We start from the raw sequence: 17610 nt of genomic DNA, 5'->3' as shown, positions 1-17610 counted from the left end.
GCGAATTTAGGCGGTTGGTGCGTCTTGGCGCATCAATCCTGCGGATTTGAGATCAGACCAAAGGGCGGGCGGGATTTGCGCCTGTGCCGCGCGCAGATTGCTGGCCATTTCTGCAGGGCTTTGCCCTCCTGGGATCACCGAGATCACCGATGGATGCATCAGCGGAAACCGAAAGGCGGCATCGACAAGGCGCACATCATGCGCGGCACAAACCGCCTCAATGGCCGCGACCTTGTCCAAGATGTGTCGCGGGGCAGGGTCATAGTTGAAATACGCCCCCTCGCGCGCACCTGTCGCCAAAATGCCCGAATTATAGGGGCCGCCAATGACAATCCCAATTCCACGCGCGGCGGAGAGGGGGAGAAAGGTTTCAAGCGCCTCTTGCTCAAGCAGCGTGTAGCGGCCCGCAAGAAGGAAGATATCGAAATCGCCACGCTCGGCCAGCCATTGTGACGCTTGCCATTCATTCAGACCCGCACCAAATGCCGTGATCACCCCTTGATCACGCAATGCGGTCAGCGCGGCCAAGCCCCCCCCCATGAATGCGGCGCGCTTTTCCTCAAGCACGGCATCGGTCTTGTGGGTGAAGAGGTCAAGATCATGCACATAAAGCACATCAATGCGGTCTATTCCCAAGCGCTCAAGCGAGGTCTCAAAAGAGCGCATCACACCATCATAGCTATAATCGAACACCTCGCGCCGCGCGGGCACATCAAACCATTTCCCGAACCCATCCCGCGCCTCTGGTGCTGTGACCTGCATCAGCCGCCCAACCTTGGTCGAGATCACATAGTCTTCGCGCGGTTTACCCCGCAGAAAATGGTTGATCCGCGTCTCAGAGAGGCCAAGCCCATAAAGCGGTGCAGTATCGAAATACCGCAACCCTGCATCCCACGCATCTTGCAGGGTGTTTTGCGCATCCTCCTCAGAGATCGCGCGATAGAGATTGCCCAAAGGGGCCGCGCCAAACCCGAGCTCGCTCAGCCTCAGCCCGCCATTTCCAAGGCGATCCCAATTGCGAAATTTGATCATTCTGCTCCCTCCAAGGTTTAACTGACATGCTAGTATGTTTTGCCTTGGATGCAAGATAGTTTCACGTTAGGCTATGTCTCGCGCAGGTCGCGCATGGGAGAGTGTCGTGCAGAAATTCAAAGCTATTTTTGGGGATAAGAAACCTGTCATCGCCATGGTTCATTTCGGCGCCCTGCCAAGTGCGCCGCTCTATGATGCAGAGGCAGGTATTGAGGGGTTGATTGCAGGCTGCAGGAAAGATTTGCACGCCTTGCAGGCCGCAGGCGTTGATGCGGTGATGTTTGGAAATGAGAATGATCGCCCCTATGAATTGAATGTAGATACTGCCTCGACTGCGACCATGGCCTATGTCATCGGTCGGCTGCGCGATGAGATCACTGTACCCTTTGGCGTGAATGTTTTGTGGGATCCCAAAGCAAGCCTTGCTTTGGCGGCGGCAACGGGCGCGCGTTTTGTGCGTGAGATTTTCACGGGCACCTATGCCTCGGATATGGGGGTTTGGGCGCCTGATGCGGGTGCGGCCTATCGCTATGGCGCGCGTGTCGGCGCGGGCGATGTTGCAAAGTTTTTCAACATTAGTGCCGAATTCGCCTATAGCCTTGATCAGCGCTCGGTCGCGGATCGTGCGCGCAGCGCCGTGTTCTCGTCTATCCCTGATGCGGTTCTAGTCTCAGGCACCATCACGGGTGAGGCCGCGAAAATGGAGGATCTCGAAAGCGTCAAAGCGGCTGTGCCCGATGCGCCCGTTTTGGCGAATACAGGCGTTAAGCATGAAACTGTGGCCGATGTTATGCGGGTCTCGGATGGCTGTATTATTGGATCGGCGCTCAAGGTGGATGGGCACACATGGAACGCGGTTGATCCTGATCGGGCCAAGGATTTCATGGATCGGGTGCGAGCAATCAGATGAGCGAGCAATTAAAAAAAGATCTTATTGATCTGATGCAGATCGTGGGCCTGTCAGGCCATGAGGATCGGGTGCGCCGCGCGATTGCGGCGCGTTTGTCGCAAATGGGTATTGCGCATGAAACCGACAGGCTCGGCAATCTCATCGCGCGGTTTTCAGGCGATCCTTATGCGCCGTCCGTGATGGTTTTTGCGCATATGGATCAGCTTGGGTTCTTTGTGCGTAAAATCGAACAAGATGGCAGCATCAGGGTTGAACGCATGGGCGGCGTGCCCGAGCGTGCGCAAGCCTCGCAGGCGGTGCGGCTCTGTATCGGGGAGGGGCGTGATATTGATGCTGTGATTGCCAATAAATCGCATCACGCAACCACCCCTGACGAGAAATATCAGGTTTTGACCACGCCGCAGATCCGCATTGATGCAGGCTTTACAGCCAAGGCCGAGGCAGAGGCCGCAGGGGTGCAAATCGGCACGCCCGTGGTCTATCGGCCCAATGTGATCGAATTGGCAAATGGCCGCATTGCGGGCACAGCCGTTGATGATCGCGCGGGCTGTGCCGTTCTTCTGGATTTGGCCGCGCGCCTTCAAGCGCGCAAATCAGGGCCGCCTGTTGCCATCGTCTTTTCGGTTCAAGAAGAATTCAATTTGCGGGGTGCAATGTCTGCTGCACAAATTTTGCAGCCTGATATTGCCATACAATTGGATCTGATGCTGGCCTGTGACACGCCCGACATGGCGGATCGGGGGGAGATGGTTTTGGGCGGTGGCCCCGGAATGTCGCTCTATTCCTTTCATGGTCGGGGCACCCTCAATGGTGTGATCCCGCACCCTAAGATGGTAGCCCTATTCGAAGGCGCTGCCAAAACGGCCAATCTGCCCCTGCAGCGCAGCGCGCAGGTCGGGGTTTTGACTGACCTATCCTATATTCAGCAGATGGGGCAGGGTGTTGCCGCAATCGATTTGGGCTTTCCATGCCGCTACACCCATTCCAGTCTCGAGGTTTGCGCGCTCAGTGATTTGACTGATCTTGCGCAGCTTCTTGAAACAGGGCTTGCGCAAATTGACCCTGATTTCAATCTCAACCGCGATTAAAGGGGGGCTTGGGCTATGGCCGTGTTTCTTGGCGTAGACATTGGCACCTATGAGACAAAGGGTGTTTTGACCAATGAGGTCGGCCAGATTTTGGCGCAGGCCGCTGTCAGACATGAGATGATCGTGCCACGCGCGGGTTGGGCCGAGCATCGCGCAGAAGAAGATTGGTGGGATGATTTCGTTGCGGTCACCAAGGCGCTGCTTGCCCAGTCTGGGGTTGATCCGCAGGAGATTGCTTGCATCGCCACCTCAGCCATCGGCCCCTGTATGCTGCCCGTGGATGCCGCAGGCACGCCCTTGATGAATGGCGTGCTTTATGGGGTGGATACCCGCGCCACCGCGCAAATTGACCGCCTTAATGCTGAGATTGGCGAAGATCAGATCTTGGCACGCTGCGGCAACGCGCTGACCTCGCAATCTGTGGGGCCAAAAATCCTATGGCTCAAAGAGACGCAGCCCGATCTTTATGCGGCCACAGCGAAAATTCTGACCTCGACCTCGTTTCTCGTGCATCGCCTGACGGGGGAATATGTCATTGACCATTACACGGCCGCAAATTTCAGCCCGCTTTACGATGTAACCACACAGGACTGGACGCAATCCTTAAGCGATCAGATCATCGAAACGGGGCGTTTGCCGCGCCTTTTATGGTCAAGTGAGATTGCAGGGCGGGTGACCGAACAGGCCGCAGCGCAGACGGGATTGGCCGTTGGCACCCCCGTCACGGCAGGAACAATTGATGCCGCCGCCGAGGCGCTGAGTGTCGGGGTGCAAGAGGCGGGTGACATGATGATGATGTATGGCTCTACCATCTTTATCATACAGCGCACCGCAGAAAGGGTGAGTGACGCACGGCTGTGGTATGCACCATGGCTTTGGCCCGACAGCCACGCCTCAATGGCGGGTCTTGCGACATCGGGCACGCTGACCCATTGGTTTCGCGACAGGTTTGCGCCTGACCTGCCAAAGGACACGGCCTTTGGTGCCTTGGCGCAGGAGGCGGCGGCCTCCCCCGTGGGGGCTAATGGCGTTTTGGTCTTGCCCTATTTTTCGGGCGAAAGGACGCCGATCCATGACCCGCTGGCCAAAGGGGCGATTTTTGGCCTGAACCTGACCCATAGCCGTGGCGACATCTATCGCGCCTTGATTGAGGGGATCGCGATGGGAACCGCCCATGTTATCGAAACCTATCGCGAGATTGGCCATGCACCCGAACGCTGTTTGGCGGTTGGGGGCGGCACGAAAAACCCGCTGTGGTTACAGGCAACCTCAGATTTTGGGAATATCCCGCAGATCGTCTGTGAAAAGACCATCGGCGCGTCATTTGGGGACGCATTCCTTGCCGCCTGCGCCATTGGGGCTGCGCGGCCTGAGGATATCAGCAAATGGAACCCTGCCACCCACGAAGTGGCGCCCAATCATAGTGCGGCGCATACCCGTCACTATAAGCTGTTTCGCCAATTATACGAGGACAGCCGCGGCGTGGCGCATAGCCTAGCTGGGGGGCAGTAATGCGGTTCGAGCGGATGTTGCCCCATCAAATTCGGCATGCGATTGCCGATAACACGCCTGTCGCCTTGGCGCTTGGGGTTATGGAATATCACGGCGAACATATGGCTGTTGGGATGGATCTCTTGGCGGTCACAGAGATCCTCACGCGTCTTGAGGCGGAGATGGATTTGGTGATCCTACCGCCCTTTGCCTATGGCGCGGCCAGTTATGCGGTAGCGGGGCCAGAGGGCACGGGCAGCATGGATATTGATGCATCCAAAATTTCGGCACTGGCCGAGGATATGTTTTTTGCGCTTTTGCGCATCGGGTTTCGCAATATTCACGGCATTATCCATCACCAATCGGAAAACTTCACCGCAGGTATGCCAACCGATCTGGCGTTCAAATTCGCGGCGCGGCGCGCCTTGTTTCGGTATCTGCAAGAGACGCGTGGCGAAGGGTGGTGGGGCGATAACGCTATGGTCGATTACTATGCTGAGCACGCCACGGGCAGCGACCCCTTCAACTGGATCAAAATTCACCCGCTCATGGGGCCCGAGGTGAAGGCGCATTATCCCTTTGATCATGCAGGGGCAGGGGAAACTGCCCTGATGATGGAGCTTGCCCCCGATGTGGTCGAGGCTGCACGCATGGCGCAGAACACAGCATGGTATACGTCCAGCGCGACCGAAGCGACACCAGAGCTTGGCGCGAAAGGGGTGTCCTTGATCATGGCTGAGATGCGCAAGCGCCTGAGCTAACACCCCGCGCGCGCTAAAGTGGTGTTAAATCCACCACACCTTTTTTCAGGATAAAGCAGCCGTAAGGCCCACTATCGGCGGTGCGAATGATACAAAAGGCCCGCTTTGCGGCCTCGTAGAAGGCAAATCGTTCCAGGGCCTCGACCAAGACAGGTGCGCCGTTTGAGGCATCCAGAACCTTCTGCATCTTGCCGAAAATGGGCACTACGCCTTCTGGGTCACCCACAACTTGCATCCGCCTAACGGGGGCAGGGACAAAGCTATCGAGCGGCATGAGGGACAGAATGGCGCGCGTTGCGGTCGGAATATCGCACCCCGCCATATCCAAAAGGCTGCCATAGGTCGTCTCTTTTGCGATTGTCACGGCGGGGTGATTGATGTCACAGATCACCAGATCATCCCCATGCCCCATTTGCATCAGCGCATAGACTATTTCAGCGGAAAGACGCTGATCAATGCCCTTCAGCATTATTTTACCGCCCCCGCCGCCATGCCTTTGATGATATATCTCTCAAGGATGATGCCGATAATGATCAAGGGCACAATCGCCGCAAAGGACAGCGCCGCCATAGACCACCATGAAATGCCCTGTGAGCCCGTTTGTGAGGCCACCATCACAGGCAAGGTCTTTGCCGCAGACGAGGTCAGAAGTGCTGCAAAGAAATACTCGTTCCATGTCAGCACAAGCGACAAGATGAACGCGGCCACCATACCGGGCAGGGCGATTGGCATCACAATGGTGCTAAAGGCCCCCCAGATCGACAAACCATCCACCAAAGCTGCTTCTTCCAACTCGGTCGGGATTGAGCTGAACTGATCCCGCATGATCCAAATAACAATGGGCAGAACCGTCAGCGTATAAAGCAAGATCAACCCGATCCGCGTGTCAAGAAGATCAAGCGATTTATATAAAACCAAAAAGGGCAGGGCCAAAACCACAGGCGGCAGGATCAACTGGCTGAGAAAAAAGAATGAGATGTCCGAATTGCGCATGAAGCCAAATTTATAGCTAAACCGCGACAGTCCATATGCGGCGCAACTGCCCAAAACCACCGCAAAAAACGAAGCGGTGACAGAGACAACGGTCGAATTCCAAAATCGCTTGAGAAATTCTTCGCGCACAGTGGATTCATTTCCGATTGTATCAGGTGACAGGCCAAGCGACCGCCACCCCAACCAATTGGGCGTGAAATCTGCCCAAGGGATGATATTGCCCTGCATCACATCAGGCGCGGTCTTAAACGCTGTTGTGGCTGTCCAAAAAATTGGAAACAGGCACACAACGGCCCAAAGAATCAACACGCCATAGATCAGGCCGCGCGAGAGATACCAAACGGGGCGAAATTTGCGGTCAGTGTCACTGTCTTTGAAAATCTGCGCCGACATTTTAATACCTCGGTTTCATCCAGCGATCTGCTAGTTTCATTAGGATTGTCATCGCAATCACGATCACAACCAAATAAACAATCGCCAAAAGCGTGCCATATCCCACATTGGATCGGTCACGATATTCTCGGAAAATAAAGCTGGTTACACTATCGGTCGCGCCGCCTGGCCCGCCCGAGGTGATGTTGATGATGATATCCGCCAATTTGAGCTTAAAGATAATGCGGATCAAAATCGCAGTGATGGAAACGGGCAACATTAAGGGGAAGGTCACCTCCCAAAATTGTCGCCATTTCGAGGCGCCATCGACCTCGGCCGCTTCGAACAATTCGCGCGGGATTGCCTGAAGCCCTGCAAGGATCATGATCATCATGAAGGGGATGAACGTCCACGCGTCCATCATCATGATCATCGCACGTGCAACCCCCGCAGAGCCGAAGAAGGACGGGCTTGCCCATCCCAACCATTGACCAAAATCGCTGATATAGGAGCCAATCAAAAACAGCGGGGCAGGCAGGTCGGCTGAAGGCTCGGAGGCGATATAGCGCATAAAGCGCGAAATCGGGCCAAAGCGGATTTCCAACATGGATTTACCAATCATCCAGCTGACCGCAACGGGGGACAGCATCAATGGCAGAAGGAAGGCCACACGAAAGAATTTGCGCCCTCGAATTTGCCCGTTCAGCAACAGGGCAAGGCCAAAGGCAACCGTATATTCCACAACAATCGCGGCGGTATACCAAAACATGTTGCGCATCGCGTTCCAGTAAAACGGGTCGCCCGCCATCTGCCGCAGATTGTCGATGCCATTAAATTGCCGCCCATCGGGCGAGGAGAGGTTCCAATCTGAAAAGGCAATGACCAATCCAAAGAGCAGCGGGAACACCACCATAGAGATCACAAATAACGCGGCGGGCAGAACAAACAATGTGCGTTTTCCATGTTCGCCGCGGATCAAAACCTGCGACACGCAAAGGCAGGTTGACCAAAATAGATACGCATAGAGGGAGGGCCGCCAATTTTCAAACCCGATGGACAGTGTGCCAATCCCATCGAGGGTTTGTACGGCCATAATCAATGCCATCAGCGCGGCTGATCCCCAGACAAGGGTTTTTCCCAAACGGCGGCGTTGATCCGAAATGTGATCTGCCGTCACCACGTGAAGCCTGTCGCCGTCTTCCATGCTTATCGCCCGATTTATCGTGTAAATGGATTAACAAGTCTGTGGCCGACCCCGAAAGATCGGCCACAGCGTGTTTTTGCCCTTAGAGCCCGAGAGAGGCGCGATAGAGGCTGATTTGAGTGTCTCTACCGATTTGATCGGTGATGCCTTCCCAGGCAGCGGCAATCGCATCGGCGGTCTCTTGTGCCGATCCGTATTGGCCGGCAAACCCTTTGGCCAGTTCGTCTTCCGCCACCGAGTAGTATTGGAAGATACCAGGGATACGCGGTTCAATTGCCGCGTTAGGGTGGTTGTAGCTATCCGCGTTCGAGCCCAAATAATCCTCAACATAATCGCGGTCATAGCCCGCTGCTTCCCACTCGTCATATTGGAAGTGCGAGTTACGATAGGGCTGGAAGCCCGATGGATATGCGGACATCCACAAGGATATATCTTTGCCGCCAAGATGCGCCGCCGCAGACCAAGCAGCTTTACGCTTAAGGTCATCACCCTGCACGTTTTTGGTGACATAGATGCCCCAGCCCAAATAGGCCATGTTGGGCGCCTCGTTGTAGGTGTCTTCCCACTGGCCCGTCTGCGAGTTGTAGACCCGGTCTGAGCCCGGATTAATGCCAAAGCCTACAACGTCACCGACTACGGACGTATCTGATGTGCGTGCGTTGGAGCCAATATCACCCCACCACATTAGCATCGAACCTGTGCCAGCCAAGAATTGCTGGAAGCCTGTTGTCCCGGGGTCAGCATTGATCTGATCTGCAGGGTATGCACCTGGAGTCTCGATCAAATCCATCACGTCTTGGATGGCCTGAACCCATGCGGGATTGTTTACCCGTGGGGCCATGGTGTCTGGATCAAACAGCCATGCTGGGTCACTTGGGTGCTTGGCATAGGCGGCAGCGCGGTTGGCAATAAAGTAGAAGCCAAAACCGCCCCAGCCTTTCAGCGGGTCAAGATAGCCATGCGCAGGCAGACCAGTGAGGGGGTCGGTCTTGCCCACCAAATCCTTGGTCACTTGGTTCACCTGTTGCCATGTGCTTGGCACTTCGGCCCCACCGATTGCGCCATCGCCGAAGTAATCCTTGCGATAGCAGAATGTATGGCAGTCTCCATCAATGGTGATGCGATATGTTTTGCCATCCCATGTGCCCACAGGTGGTTGCAAATACCCAACCAAATCATCGGCTTCGATCTGGTCTTTCACCCATTCTGGCATTTCATCCAACAGACCCTTGCCTGCTGTGTCGCCTTCAAATGGGGCGCCCATTTCGATGATGTCGAAGTCAACTGTGCCAGTGGCAATTGCCTGCTGCAAGCGGGGGTTATAATCGGCCTGTGCAAGGTCGATCCAGTTGATCTTCGCGCCTGTGTAGGCCTCCCATGGCTTGAGGAACCCGCGGAACAAGAAGTTATGCAGGTTTTGGTTGTTGAGGCCCAAGAAAGTCAGTTCAACACCTTCAAATTCGCCTTCCGCAACATTCTCTCGGACCGGACCAAGGCATAACTCTCCAACGCGCTGCCAGTCTGCATCGGTCGGTGAGCCCATTCCTACCCCCGGAATTTGTAGAATTTGAGCGCGGACGTCACTATGACCTGCTGCGTTCGCAACTTTAGGTGCTGTCAAGGCACCAGCGCCACCTACGGCGGCAATTGCGCCGACGCTGGCGGCACCTTTGAGCATATTACGGCGGCTCATCTGTGCAGCCACAATAGCTTTATACATTTCAACTTTCACGACTTATCCTCCCAGATATCTTCGCTTAACTTGTGCAGTTTCGACGCTAGCTGAGTCCGACGTTTGAATATTTTTTAGTTGCTAGCGATATTATCTTTCCAGCCAGCAATCATTCTGTCAAGATTCTAACATGTTAGTATGCATCTGGAATGGACAGAGAAAGACTTTCGATTTAGTTGTTAAAGGCCGACTGACTTAAGGAACATGAGCATGGCAGGGTTAGAAATACGATCGCTGATGAAGTCCTACAGTGATGTGATGGTTTTGCATGGTTTGGATTTAGACATCGAACACGGTGAGTTTGTTGTTTTAGTTGGCCCGTCTGGTTGTGGTAAATCAACTCTTTTGCGTATGATCGCAGGTCTTGAGGGTATAACGAGTGGTACAGTCCAAATTGGTGATCGTATCGTGAATAATTTGCCACCGGCTGAGCGCGATATTGCTATGGTGTTCCAAAATTATGCACTTTATCCTCACAAGACAGTGCGTGCGAATATGGCCTTTTCGCTGCGGATGCGCGGCATGGATAAGGCCGAGGTCAACAGTCGCGTTGATCACGCAGCTGAGATTTTGGGCCTGATCCCTTATCTTGATCGCTATCCCCGTGCATTATCAGGCGGGCAGCGCCAGCGAGTTGCTATGGGGCGTGCAATCGTCCGTGATCCGCAGGTGTTTCTGTTTGATGAGCCACTTTCAAACCTAGATGCGAAATTGCGCGTGCAAATGCGCACCGAAATTCGGGAATTGCACCAAAGGCTACAAACAACCACCGTTTATGTGACCCATGACCAAATCGAAGCGATGACCATGGCCGATAAGATTGTGGTCATGCAGGGCGGCTATATCGAACAAATTGGCACCCCACTTGAGTTGTACGACCGCCCGCGCAACGTCTTTGTTGCGGGCTTTATCGGCAGCCCTTCGATGAATTTCTTTGAAGGGCAGGTGGTCAAATCTGGGCGTTCTTTGGCGGCGCAGATCGGTGGTGCGGTGGTTTCCTTGCCAAAAGGGGCGGGCGTTGCCGAAGGCCAACAGGTCATCATCGGCATCCGTCCCGAGGCCTTGCAAATTGCGGATAAGGGGATTTCTGGCACGATTTCAGTGATCGAGCCAACAGGTTCAGAGACACATGTGATGTTGCGCCATAGCACGGGGCAGGATTTTACACTGATCTCGCGCGAGCGGCGCGATTTCAAGGTGGGTCAAACGATCACGATGACGGCTGATCCAGATGACCTGCATATTTTCGATAAATCCACCAAAGAACGCGTGTGATCATCACTATTCGAGAAAAAGGGGGGGTATCATGCTGAAAGGAATTGATCCAAGGCTTAATGCCGATGTTTTGCATGTTTTGCGCATGATGGGGCATGGCGATGTTCTGATCATTGCGGACACGAATTTTCCATCCGACTCGGTTGCCCGCGCCACGGTTTACGGCAACCTTTTGCGCATGGATAACCTCACCGCGGCCGAGGCGGTCGAGGCGGTTCTTTCGGTCATGCCCCTTGATACTTTTGTTGATGATTTTGCAGGCCGTATGGAAATTGTGGGCGAGCCTGACACAATCCCCGCCGTTCAGGCCGAGGTGCAGCAAAAAATCAACGCCGCCGAAGGGGCGGAGCGGCCCATGATCAGCATTGAGCGATTTGCCTTTTATGATATGGCGCGGCAAAGCTATGCTGTGATTCAAACGGGCGAGCGGCGTTTTTATGGCTGCTTCATGTTGCGCAAAGGCGTGATTGGCCCTGACGCATAGGGGAAATGGATGTCTAAGGCGATTGTGATTTTGGGCGTATTTGTGGCTGATACGGCCTATACCGCGCCGCGTCAGCCCGTGATGGGCGAGACGCTGATTGGATCACGTTTTGTGTTGGGGCCAGGTGGCAAAGGGTCGAACCAATCGGTTGCGGCCGCCAAGGCAGGCGGGGATGTGCATATGATCACGCGGCTTGGCCAAGATGATTTTGCCAAGATGGCGCTTGATCTTTGGGCCGAGTGCGGCGTGACCCCCCATGTCAGCCACCACCCCGAAAGCTATACGGGGGCTGCGTATATCTTTATCGAAGAGGGCAGCGGCAATAACGCGATTATCGTCAGCCCCGGTGCGGCCGCGGAGATCGCGGTTGCCGATCTTGAGGCGCGCGCCAGCGTCATCAACACGGCAAAGGTTTTCATGACCCAACTTGAACAACCTTTGTCCGCTGCAAAGCACGGGTTGAGCATGGCGAAATCCGCAGGGGCGCTGACGATCTTAAACCCCGCACCTGCGCAAGAATTAGGGCGGGATATCTTGGGCCTTTGTGATTATGTGACGCCCAATGAGATTGAGGCGGAGCAGTTGACAGGGGTGAAGGTGACCACGCCTGAAACTGCGCAATTGGCCGCGCAAAAATTGCTTAATCTTGGTGCCAAGGCGGCGGTGATAACCTTGGGTGAGCAAGGCGCCCTTTACCATGACGGCCAGCAAACCCTGCACCAACCCGCCTTTAACTGCGGCGCGGTGGTCGAGACAACGGGCGCGGGGGATGCGTTCAATGGCGGCTTTGCTGTGGCGCTTGCCGAAGGGCAGGGGATCGAGGCCGCGTTACGCTTTGCGTGCGCGACTGCAAGCCTGTCTGTCACCCGCCAAGGCACGGCCCCCGCAATGCCAACCCGCCCCGAGATTGAGGCGGTCGTGTCCTCGTAAGTCGCGCTTTGTGATTGCCGCGCTTCCCCGCTTTGGGTCATAGTCAAACGCGGAGAGGGGATGGGTTTGATGCGCAAGGCGAAAATCACGCTTAGGGATGTTGCGGCAAAGGCGAGGGTTTCACCCTCTGCCGTGTCGCGCGCCTTTACCGATGGTGCATCTGTTTCGCCTGCGATGCGCGCGCGGGTCGAGGCGGCCGCCGCTGCCCTTGGCTATCGTCCAAACGCCTTGGCCTCATCCCTGACCACTGGACGCAGTAAGTTGATTGGCTTGGTTGCAAATAATTTCCAGAACCCTGTCTTTCTTGAGATTTTCGATCAGTTCACCCGTGGCTTGCAGCAGATGGGGTTACGGCCACTTTTGGTTAATCTCAGCGATGTGAGCGATATTGAACAAGCCGCCGCAATGCTGCGGCAATATTCGGTCGATGGGGTGGTGGTGGCCTCATCCACCTTGCCCGCTGGTTTGGTCGAGCAATTCTACGAAGAGGGCGTTCCTGTGGTTCACGCCTTTGGTCGCCATGATCCGCAGGCGCGGGTCAATGTTGTGGGCATTGATAACCACGCTGCAGGCCGTTTGGCGGGCGAGACATTAATCGCGCGCGGCTACCGCGAGATCGGGTTTCTAGGCGGGCCAGAAGGGGCCACCTCAACCCAAGATCGTTTGGCGGGTTTCCGCGCGGCCCTTGCAGAGGCAGGGCTGACCTGCCGCGCGCGCTTTGTGCCCGCCTATCGGTTTGAGGCGGGGCAGGCGGCTATGTCCGCCGAACTGTCTGCTGGGCCTGCCGAGGTTTATTTTTGTGGCGATGATATTCTATCCATCGGCGCCATGGCCGCGATTGGCGCGGCAGGTCTAGGCTGCCCTGATGATATTGGCATATTGGGGCTGAATGATATGGCAATGGCCGCGTGGCCCAATATTCGCCTCACCACGATTGCGCAGCCGATTGAGGCGATTGTGGGGGCGGCGTTGTCGCTTGTCGTGCGCCTAAGTGAACACCCCAGCCCGCAGGCTGAGGCACAGATGTTTCCTTGTCATTTGGTCGAACGCGCAAGTTTGCGTGCGCTCAACCCCTGAACATGGGCGGGCGGGCCTCCTGCCACGCGCCGTGATCCTTGGCTGAGGCCACCGCCGCATAAACAGCCGCCAGCGAGCGACACCCATCTTCTGCCGTTGGCAACCCATCACGGGCCTGACCACGAATGGCATCGGCCAGATCGCAGTAAATATTGGCCACAGCCAAGGGAAACCCTTCGGGATGTGCAATGGCGACACGGCTGAGCCGCGTGGCCTCGTCATGCAACCCCCCTTCGCCCTTTTCGATGATCTCCGTGCGCCCGCCTGTGCGGGTATAGATCAATTGATTGGGCTGCTCAGACGCCCATCTTAAGCCGCCTTTTTCGCCAAAGACCTGAATGTCGAACCCGTGTTGGCGGCCAATCGCAACCGAAGATGTCCAGAGCCGCCCGACAGTGCCCTTGGACATACGGAAATTCACCATCGCGTCATCTTCGAGCACGCGCGATGAAATTGTTGAGGCGAAGTCAGCGGACAACGTGGTGACGTGATCATCACAAATAAACCCTGCCATATGCAGCGCATGGATCCCACAATCAGCAAACTGCCCAGAAACACCCGCCATCGCGGGGTCATAGCGCCACCGCACCCGTGGGTTATCGGCATCTTCCGCATCGCCGTGATGGCCATGGCTGAAATTGGTGACGACCAACCGAATGTTGCCCAATTCGCCCGCGCGCACCATGGCACGCGCCTGACGGATCATCGGATAAGCGGAATAGCAATAATTCACCGCGCAAATTCGGCCATTGGCGCGGGCGATTTTTACGATTTCTTCGCCTTCTTCGACTGTCACCGTCATGGGCTTTTCGCAAAGCACATTAAAGCCCGCTTCAAGAAAGGCTTTGGTGATTTCAAAATGCGTGGAATTTGGCGTGGCCACAGTCACGAGATCAATGCGATCCTCGCGGGCGCTTTCCCCTGCCAACATCTCGCGCCAATCGCCATAAGCGCGATCAGCGACAATTCCCAGACGCTGTGCATAGGCGCGACCCACATCTGCGCGGTGATCCAAAGCGCCTGCCACAAAGTCAAAATGCCCATCCGCCTGTGCGCCTAAGCGATGCGCAGGGCCGATCTGGCTGCCTTCGCCACCACCGATAAGACCCCATTTTAGTTTTGTCATGATTTGATCTCTTTTCGCTTAAAAACCAATGGATTGCAGATAGGCGCGGTTGGCGCGTGCGTCATCAATAGGGCGCACATCTAAGGTTGGATCGCAATCTTGCTCGACTGTGCACCAGCCTGCAAAATTTGCATCCAAAAGAACCTTGCGCACCGCCTCAAAATCTACATCGCCTTGGCCGAGGTTGCAGAAAATCCCCTGTCCGCAGGCCTCATAAAACCCTGTGCGATTGGCAATCACATCTGCCTTAACCTTGGGGTCTATATCTTTGAAATGCATGTAGGAAATGCGGCTGACATATTTTTGCATGAAGGCCACAGGATCAAACCCCGCATAGGAGTGATGGCCCGTGTCAAAGCAGATTTTCAAAAGGCCCTCATCAACCTCATCAAGCAGGCGGATCAATTCAGGTTCAAAATCCATAAATCCTGCCGCATGGGCGTGGATGCCAACCGTTAGGCCATAGTCTTCGGCGCCAATTCGCGCGCTTTCTACGATGCGGTCGCGAAAGCCAGTCCATTCGGCCTTATCCATCTGCACCGCCTCATCAGCGCGGCCCGCAGTAGGGGCGCGGCGCGGTGAGATACTGTCGATAATCACCAGATGCTCGGCCCCATGTGCCTTGAGGGCGCGGGCGGTGCGATGCGTGGCATCGAGCACATCCTCCCATGCGTCAGGGTCGTGATAGGGGCGGAAAATCACGCCGCCAATCAAGGTGAGGCCAAATTCATCAAGCGCCTCGCCCAAAATTGCTGGATCTTCGGGCATAAAGCCAACAGGCCCCAGTTCAATCCCGCGATAGCCCGCCTCAGCGCAATCCTGCAGGACTTTGCGCCATGTTGGATTGCGGGGATCATTTGCAAATTCAACACCCCAAGAGCAGGGCGCATTGCCGATTTCGATTGTCATAATGGGTTATGCCCTCGTTTAAACAGATGAAATATCGCACCACGCGCCTTGATCGCTTGAGGCGATTACGGCGGCAATCACGCGGTCCACATCGTGACCATCACGGAAGGTGGGCCAAATCGCCTTTCTCGTTTCAATCGCGCGCAGAAAATCACGGGCTTCGATGATGATTTGGTCTTGATAGCCCGTCCCATGACCTGGCCCTTGGCAAAAGGGCAGATAATCAGGATGCGCAGGCCCCGTTAAAATCTTGCGAAAGCCGCGCGTGGCTTCTGGCCCTGTCATCTCATAGAGCCAGAGCGCGTTTTGATCTTCCTGATCAAATCGAATGGCGCCTTTGGTGCCTGTGATCTCGTAAGCATAGCCCATTTTGCGGCCAGTCGCGATGCGCGAAGCATAGATTTGCCCCATGGCCCCGTTTTCAAAGCGACACATGAACTGCGCATGGTCGTCATTGGTCACCACGCCCTCGGGCCGTGATGTGTGGACGGTTTCATAAACCCCCATGACCGATGCAATGGGCCCCATCAGTGCAAGGCTTGCGTTGATGATATGCGGGGCCAGATCTCCCATTGTGCCATTGGCCATTCCCGAAGTGCGCCAATTTGCGGGCAGGTTTGGATCGGCCAAAAAATCTTCGGTATGTTCGCCGCGAAACCATGTGATTTGGCCAATTGCCCCTTGTGCAATCAGCGCGCGGGCATATTGGCTGGCAGGGGTGCGGATATAGTTGAAACCAACCATATTGGCGACACCTGCGGTCTCAGCCGCGGCGACCATAGCCTGACTTTCGGCCAAAGAAGCGCCAAGGGGTTTTTCGCATAAAACAGGTTTTTTCGCCGCGAATGCGGCAAGCGCGATGTCGTGATGTGTGGTTTGCGGCGAGGCGATGATGATTGCCTCCACCTTTGGATCATGGACCAAAACGCGCCAATCATCGGTCGCGCGGGCAAAACCATATGCGGCGCGATAGGTTTCTGCGCTTTTTGTGCTGCTCGCGCAGACCATTTCCAAACGGGGCCGCAGCGTGGTGTTGAACACCGCACCAACGGCGGACATGGCCACGGCATGAGCCTTGCCCATATAGCCGCCTCCGATAATTCCTATCCCAATTTCTGACATGGCGGCCCCTTCGTGAAATGCGCTTGCAAGCGGTTGCAAAAGAAGTAGCTTTGAACGCATAGTCATGCAAGCACGATTGCAGTGCAAGCAAGGTCACGAATGAGGGGCGGGGGCCAGTGTCCGAATTATCTGCGCAATTACACAATGGGATCGCAAAAGGCAGTTTCGTGGTTTTGGGCCGCGCGGGCATGGATCTCTATGCCGATCCGATTGGGGTAAAGGCCGAATTCGGCGAAAATTTTCGGGCTGATCTTGGCGGGTCGTCTGCGAATATTTGTGCAGGCCTCTGTAAATTGGGGATGAAAGCTGCGCTTGTGACTTCGCTGAGCGATGACACGGTGGGGCGGTTTATCCGAAACAAGCTGATCCAGTATGGCGTGGATGTTGGGCATATCCGCACTCTAGCGGGGGAATACCGCTCCTCCTTGGCGGTTTATGAATCGGTGATGGAGGATTTTCAGGTCTGCATCTATCGCAACAATGCAGTCGATTTTCAGGTCACGCCTGAGGATGTTGCCGATATTGACTATGGCCGCTTTGGCGCGCTTGTCACCGCAGGCACGGTTTTCGCAGCGGAACCTTCGCGCAGCGCCACCTTTGCCGCTTTTGATTTGGCTAAAAAAGCGGGTGTGCCGATTATATTTGATATTGATTATCGGCCCTATTCTTGGCCCTCGCCAGACGTTGCAGCCGATGTTCTGACCCGTGCGGCAGACGCATCGGCGATGATTGTCGGCAATGATGAGGAATTCGGATTTATGGCAGGCGCCTATGAGCGCGGTCTTGACGCGGCACGGGGCTTGGCCGCGCGCGGCAAATTGGTGATTTACAAAATGGGGGCCGAAGGCGCGATCACTATGACGGGGGATCAGGAACTTCGCACAGGCACCTATCCCGCCACGCCGCTTAAGCCTGTTGGGGCGGGTGATAGTTTTATGGCGGCAACTCTTGCGGCCTTGGCCAATGGTGCAAGCCTTGCCGATGCCGTGGATCAAGGTGCCGCAGCGGCGGCCATCACCGTCTCGCATCCCGGTTGTGCGGGGGCCATGCCCGACCGCGCGACCCTATCCCAATTCATCGAAATTCATCAGTAAAGGAGGGGCC

Annotated in this window: 17 protein-coding genes; 9 read left to right on the top strand and 8 right to left on the bottom strand. The window is 55.5% G+C overall.

Translation table 11 applies throughout. The features are described 5' to 3' along the window. Positions 1-6: 6 nt before the first annotated feature. On the bottom strand, positions 7-1032 hold the full coding sequence (locus tag AAC636_RS07725) for an aldo/keto reductase (protein ID WP_340301004.1): 1026 nt from the start codon (positions 1030-1032) through the stop codon (positions 7-9). Positions 1033-1138: 106 nt separating this feature from the next. On the opposite strand from AAC636_RS07725, the gene AAC636_RS07720 reads away from it, so the two are divergent. The 4 genes from AAC636_RS07720 to AAC636_RS07705 are packed head-to-tail and all read left to right on the top strand — an operon-like array spanning position 1139 to position 5282. After that, positions 1139-1942, top strand: coding sequence for a BtpA/SgcQ family protein (locus AAC636_RS07720; RefSeq protein ID WP_340301003.1), 804 nt, complete (start codon positions 1139-1141; stop codon positions 1940-1942). Beyond that, positions 1939-3030 carry a M42 family metallopeptidase gene (locus AAC636_RS07715; RefSeq protein WP_340301002.1) on the top strand — a complete coding sequence of 364 codons (1092 nt, stop codon included), beginning with the start codon at positions 1939-1941 and terminating at the stop codon, positions 3028-3030. Before AAC636_RS07720 ends, AAC636_RS07715 begins: the two co-directional genes overlap by 4 nt. Before the next feature lie 15 nt (positions 3031-3045). Further along, positions 3046-4542 carry an FGGY-family carbohydrate kinase gene (locus tag AAC636_RS07710; RefSeq protein ID WP_340301001.1) on the top strand — a complete coding sequence of 499 codons (1497 nt, stop codon included), beginning with the start codon at positions 3046-3048 and terminating at the stop codon, positions 4540-4542. Beyond that, the gene (locus AAC636_RS07705) at positions 4542-5282 is read left to right on the top strand and encodes a creatininase family protein (protein WP_340301000.1); all 741 of its coding nucleotides are present in this window, start codon (positions 4542-4544) and stop codon (positions 5280-5282) included. Before AAC636_RS07710 ends, AAC636_RS07705 begins: the two co-directional genes overlap by 1 nt. Positions 5283-5295: 13 nt before the next feature. Here the strand turns inward: AAC636_RS07705 and AAC636_RS07700 are convergent, their stop codons facing one another. The 4 genes from AAC636_RS07700 to AAC636_RS07685 form a co-directional block, all read right to left on the bottom strand. Next, complete coding sequence (locus AAC636_RS07700) at positions 5296-5751, bottom strand: RbsD/FucU family protein (protein WP_340300999.1); 456 nt, start codon at positions 5749-5751, stop codon at positions 5296-5298. Beyond that, positions 5751-6668: a carbohydrate ABC transporter permease gene (locus AAC636_RS07695; protein ID WP_317654729.1), complete on the bottom strand. Its 918-nt coding sequence runs from the start codon at positions 6666-6668 to the stop codon at positions 5751-5753. The genes AAC636_RS07700 and AAC636_RS07695 overlap by 1 nt, the downstream gene beginning before the upstream one ends. 1 nt (position 6669) lies before the next feature. After that, entirely contained in the window at positions 6670-7851 is a 1182-nt protein-coding gene (locus AAC636_RS07690; RefSeq protein ID WP_340300998.1) for a carbohydrate ABC transporter permease, read from the bottom strand. 82 nt (positions 7852-7933) lie between these two features. After that, a complete protein-coding gene (locus tag AAC636_RS07685) occupies positions 7934-9571 on the bottom strand; it encodes an extracellular solute-binding protein (protein WP_340296495.1) in 1638 nt (545 codons plus the stop codon). A 222-nt stretch (positions 9572-9793) separates the two neighbouring features. Between AAC636_RS07685 and AAC636_RS07680 the strand changes: the two genes are divergently transcribed. From AAC636_RS07680 to AAC636_RS07665, 4 genes are all read left to right on the top strand, one after another. Continuing rightward, positions 9794-10858 (top strand): ABC transporter ATP-binding protein, encoded by a 1065-nt coding sequence (locus AAC636_RS07680; RefSeq protein WP_340300997.1) that lies wholly within the window; start codon positions 9794-9796, stop codon positions 10856-10858. Positions 10859-10889: 31 nt separating this feature from the next. Continuing rightward, positions 10890-11342, top strand: coding sequence for an RbsD/FucU family protein (locus AAC636_RS07675; protein ID WP_340242635.1), 453 nt, complete (start codon positions 10890-10892; stop codon positions 11340-11342). Between the two features lie 9 nt (positions 11343-11351). Then, a complete protein-coding gene (locus AAC636_RS07670) occupies positions 11352-12272 on the top strand; it encodes a ribokinase (RefSeq protein WP_340300996.1) in 921 nt (306 codons plus the stop codon). 69 nt (positions 12273-12341) lie between these two features. After that, positions 12342-13349, top strand: coding sequence for a LacI family DNA-binding transcriptional regulator (locus tag AAC636_RS07665; RefSeq protein ID WP_340300995.1), 1008 nt, complete (start codon positions 12342-12344; stop codon positions 13347-13349). Here AAC636_RS07665 and AAC636_RS07660 read toward each other — a convergent pair. Genes AAC636_RS07660 through AAC636_RS07650 form a run of 3 tightly spaced genes read right to left on the bottom strand, consistent with a single transcriptional unit; the run spans position 13339 to position 16506 of the window. Next, entirely contained in the window at positions 13339-14475 is a 1137-nt protein-coding gene (locus tag AAC636_RS07660; protein ID WP_340300994.1) for a Gfo/Idh/MocA family protein, read from the bottom strand. The two genes, AAC636_RS07665 and AAC636_RS07660, sit on opposite strands and share 11 nt — an antisense overlap. Before the next feature lie 18 nt (positions 14476-14493). Next, positions 14494-15384, bottom strand: a complete 891-nt coding sequence (locus tag AAC636_RS07655; RefSeq protein ID WP_340300993.1) for a sugar phosphate isomerase/epimerase family protein — start codon at positions 15382-15384, stop codon at positions 14494-14496. Positions 15385-15402: 18 nt separating this feature from the next. Next, positions 15403-16506 (bottom strand): Gfo/Idh/MocA family protein, encoded by a 1104-nt coding sequence (locus AAC636_RS07650; protein WP_340300992.1) that lies wholly within the window; start codon positions 16504-16506, stop codon positions 15403-15405. 116 nt (positions 16507-16622) lie between these two features. Here AAC636_RS07650 and AAC636_RS07645 point away from each other — a divergent pair, with 116 nt between their 5' ends. Further along, complete coding sequence (locus AAC636_RS07645; protein ID WP_340300991.1) at positions 16623-17600, top strand: PfkB family carbohydrate kinase; 978 nt, start codon at positions 16623-16625, stop codon at positions 17598-17600. Positions 17601-17610 lie beyond the last annotated feature (10 nt).

Source organism: Roseobacter sp. HKCCD5988, assembly GCF_037830355.1.
Classification (GTDB): Bacteria; Pseudomonadota; Alphaproteobacteria; order Rhodobacterales; family Rhodobacteraceae; genus M30B80.
The sequence above is the reverse complement of the archived record's forward strand: the minus strand, read 5'-3'. Positions and strand labels throughout refer to the sequence as shown.

Excerpts from the sequence above, each read along its gene's own strand:
- AAC636_RS07725 (WP_340301004.1), bottom strand. The coding sequence starts at position 1,032 with ATGATCAAATTTCGCAATTGGGATCGCCTTGGAAATGGCGGGCTGAGG.
- AAC636_RS07715 (WP_340301002.1), top strand. The coding sequence starts at position 1,939 with ATGAGCGAGCAATTAAAAAAAGATCTTATTGATCTGATGCAGATCGTG.
- AAC636_RS07710 (WP_340301001.1), top strand. The coding sequence starts at position 3,046 with ATGGCCGTGTTTCTTGGCGTAGACATTGGCACCTATGAGACAAAGGGT.
- AAC636_RS07705 (WP_340301000.1), top strand. The coding sequence starts at position 4,542 with ATGCGGTTCGAGCGGATGTTGCCCCATCAAATTCGGCATGCGATTGCC.
- AAC636_RS07700 (WP_340300999.1), bottom strand. The coding sequence starts at position 5,751 with ATGCTGAAGGGCATTGATCAGCGTCTTTCCGCTGAAATAGTCTATGCG.
- AAC636_RS07695 (WP_317654729.1), bottom strand. The coding sequence starts at position 6,668 with ATGTCGGCGCAGATTTTCAAAGACAGTGACACTGACCGCAAATTTCGC.
- AAC636_RS07690 (WP_340300998.1), bottom strand. The coding sequence starts at position 7,851 with ATGGAAGACGGCGACAGGCTTCACGTGGTGACGGCAGATCACATTTCG.
- AAC636_RS07685 (WP_340296495.1), bottom strand. The coding sequence starts at position 9,571 with ATGTATAAAGCTATTGTGGCTGCACAGATGAGCCGCCGTAATATGCTC.
- AAC636_RS07680 (WP_340300997.1), top strand. The coding sequence starts at position 9,794 with ATGGCAGGGTTAGAAATACGATCGCTGATGAAGTCCTACAGTGATGTG.
- AAC636_RS07675 (WP_340242635.1), top strand. The coding sequence starts at position 10,890 with ATGCTGAAAGGAATTGATCCAAGGCTTAATGCCGATGTTTTGCATGTT.
- AAC636_RS07670 (WP_340300996.1), top strand. The coding sequence starts at position 11,352 with ATGTCTAAGGCGATTGTGATTTTGGGCGTATTTGTGGCTGATACGGCC.
- AAC636_RS07665 (WP_340300995.1), top strand. The coding sequence starts at position 12,342 with ATGCGCAAGGCGAAAATCACGCTTAGGGATGTTGCGGCAAAGGCGAGG.
- AAC636_RS07660 (WP_340300994.1), bottom strand. The coding sequence starts at position 14,475 with ATGACAAAACTAAAATGGGGTCTTATCGGTGGTGGCGAAGGCAGCCAG.
- AAC636_RS07655 (WP_340300993.1), bottom strand. The coding sequence starts at position 15,384 with ATGACAATCGAAATCGGCAATGCGCCCTGCTCTTGGGGTGTTGAATTT.
- AAC636_RS07650 (WP_340300992.1), bottom strand. The coding sequence starts at position 16,506 with ATGTCAGAAATTGGGATAGGAATTATCGGAGGCGGCTATATGGGCAAG.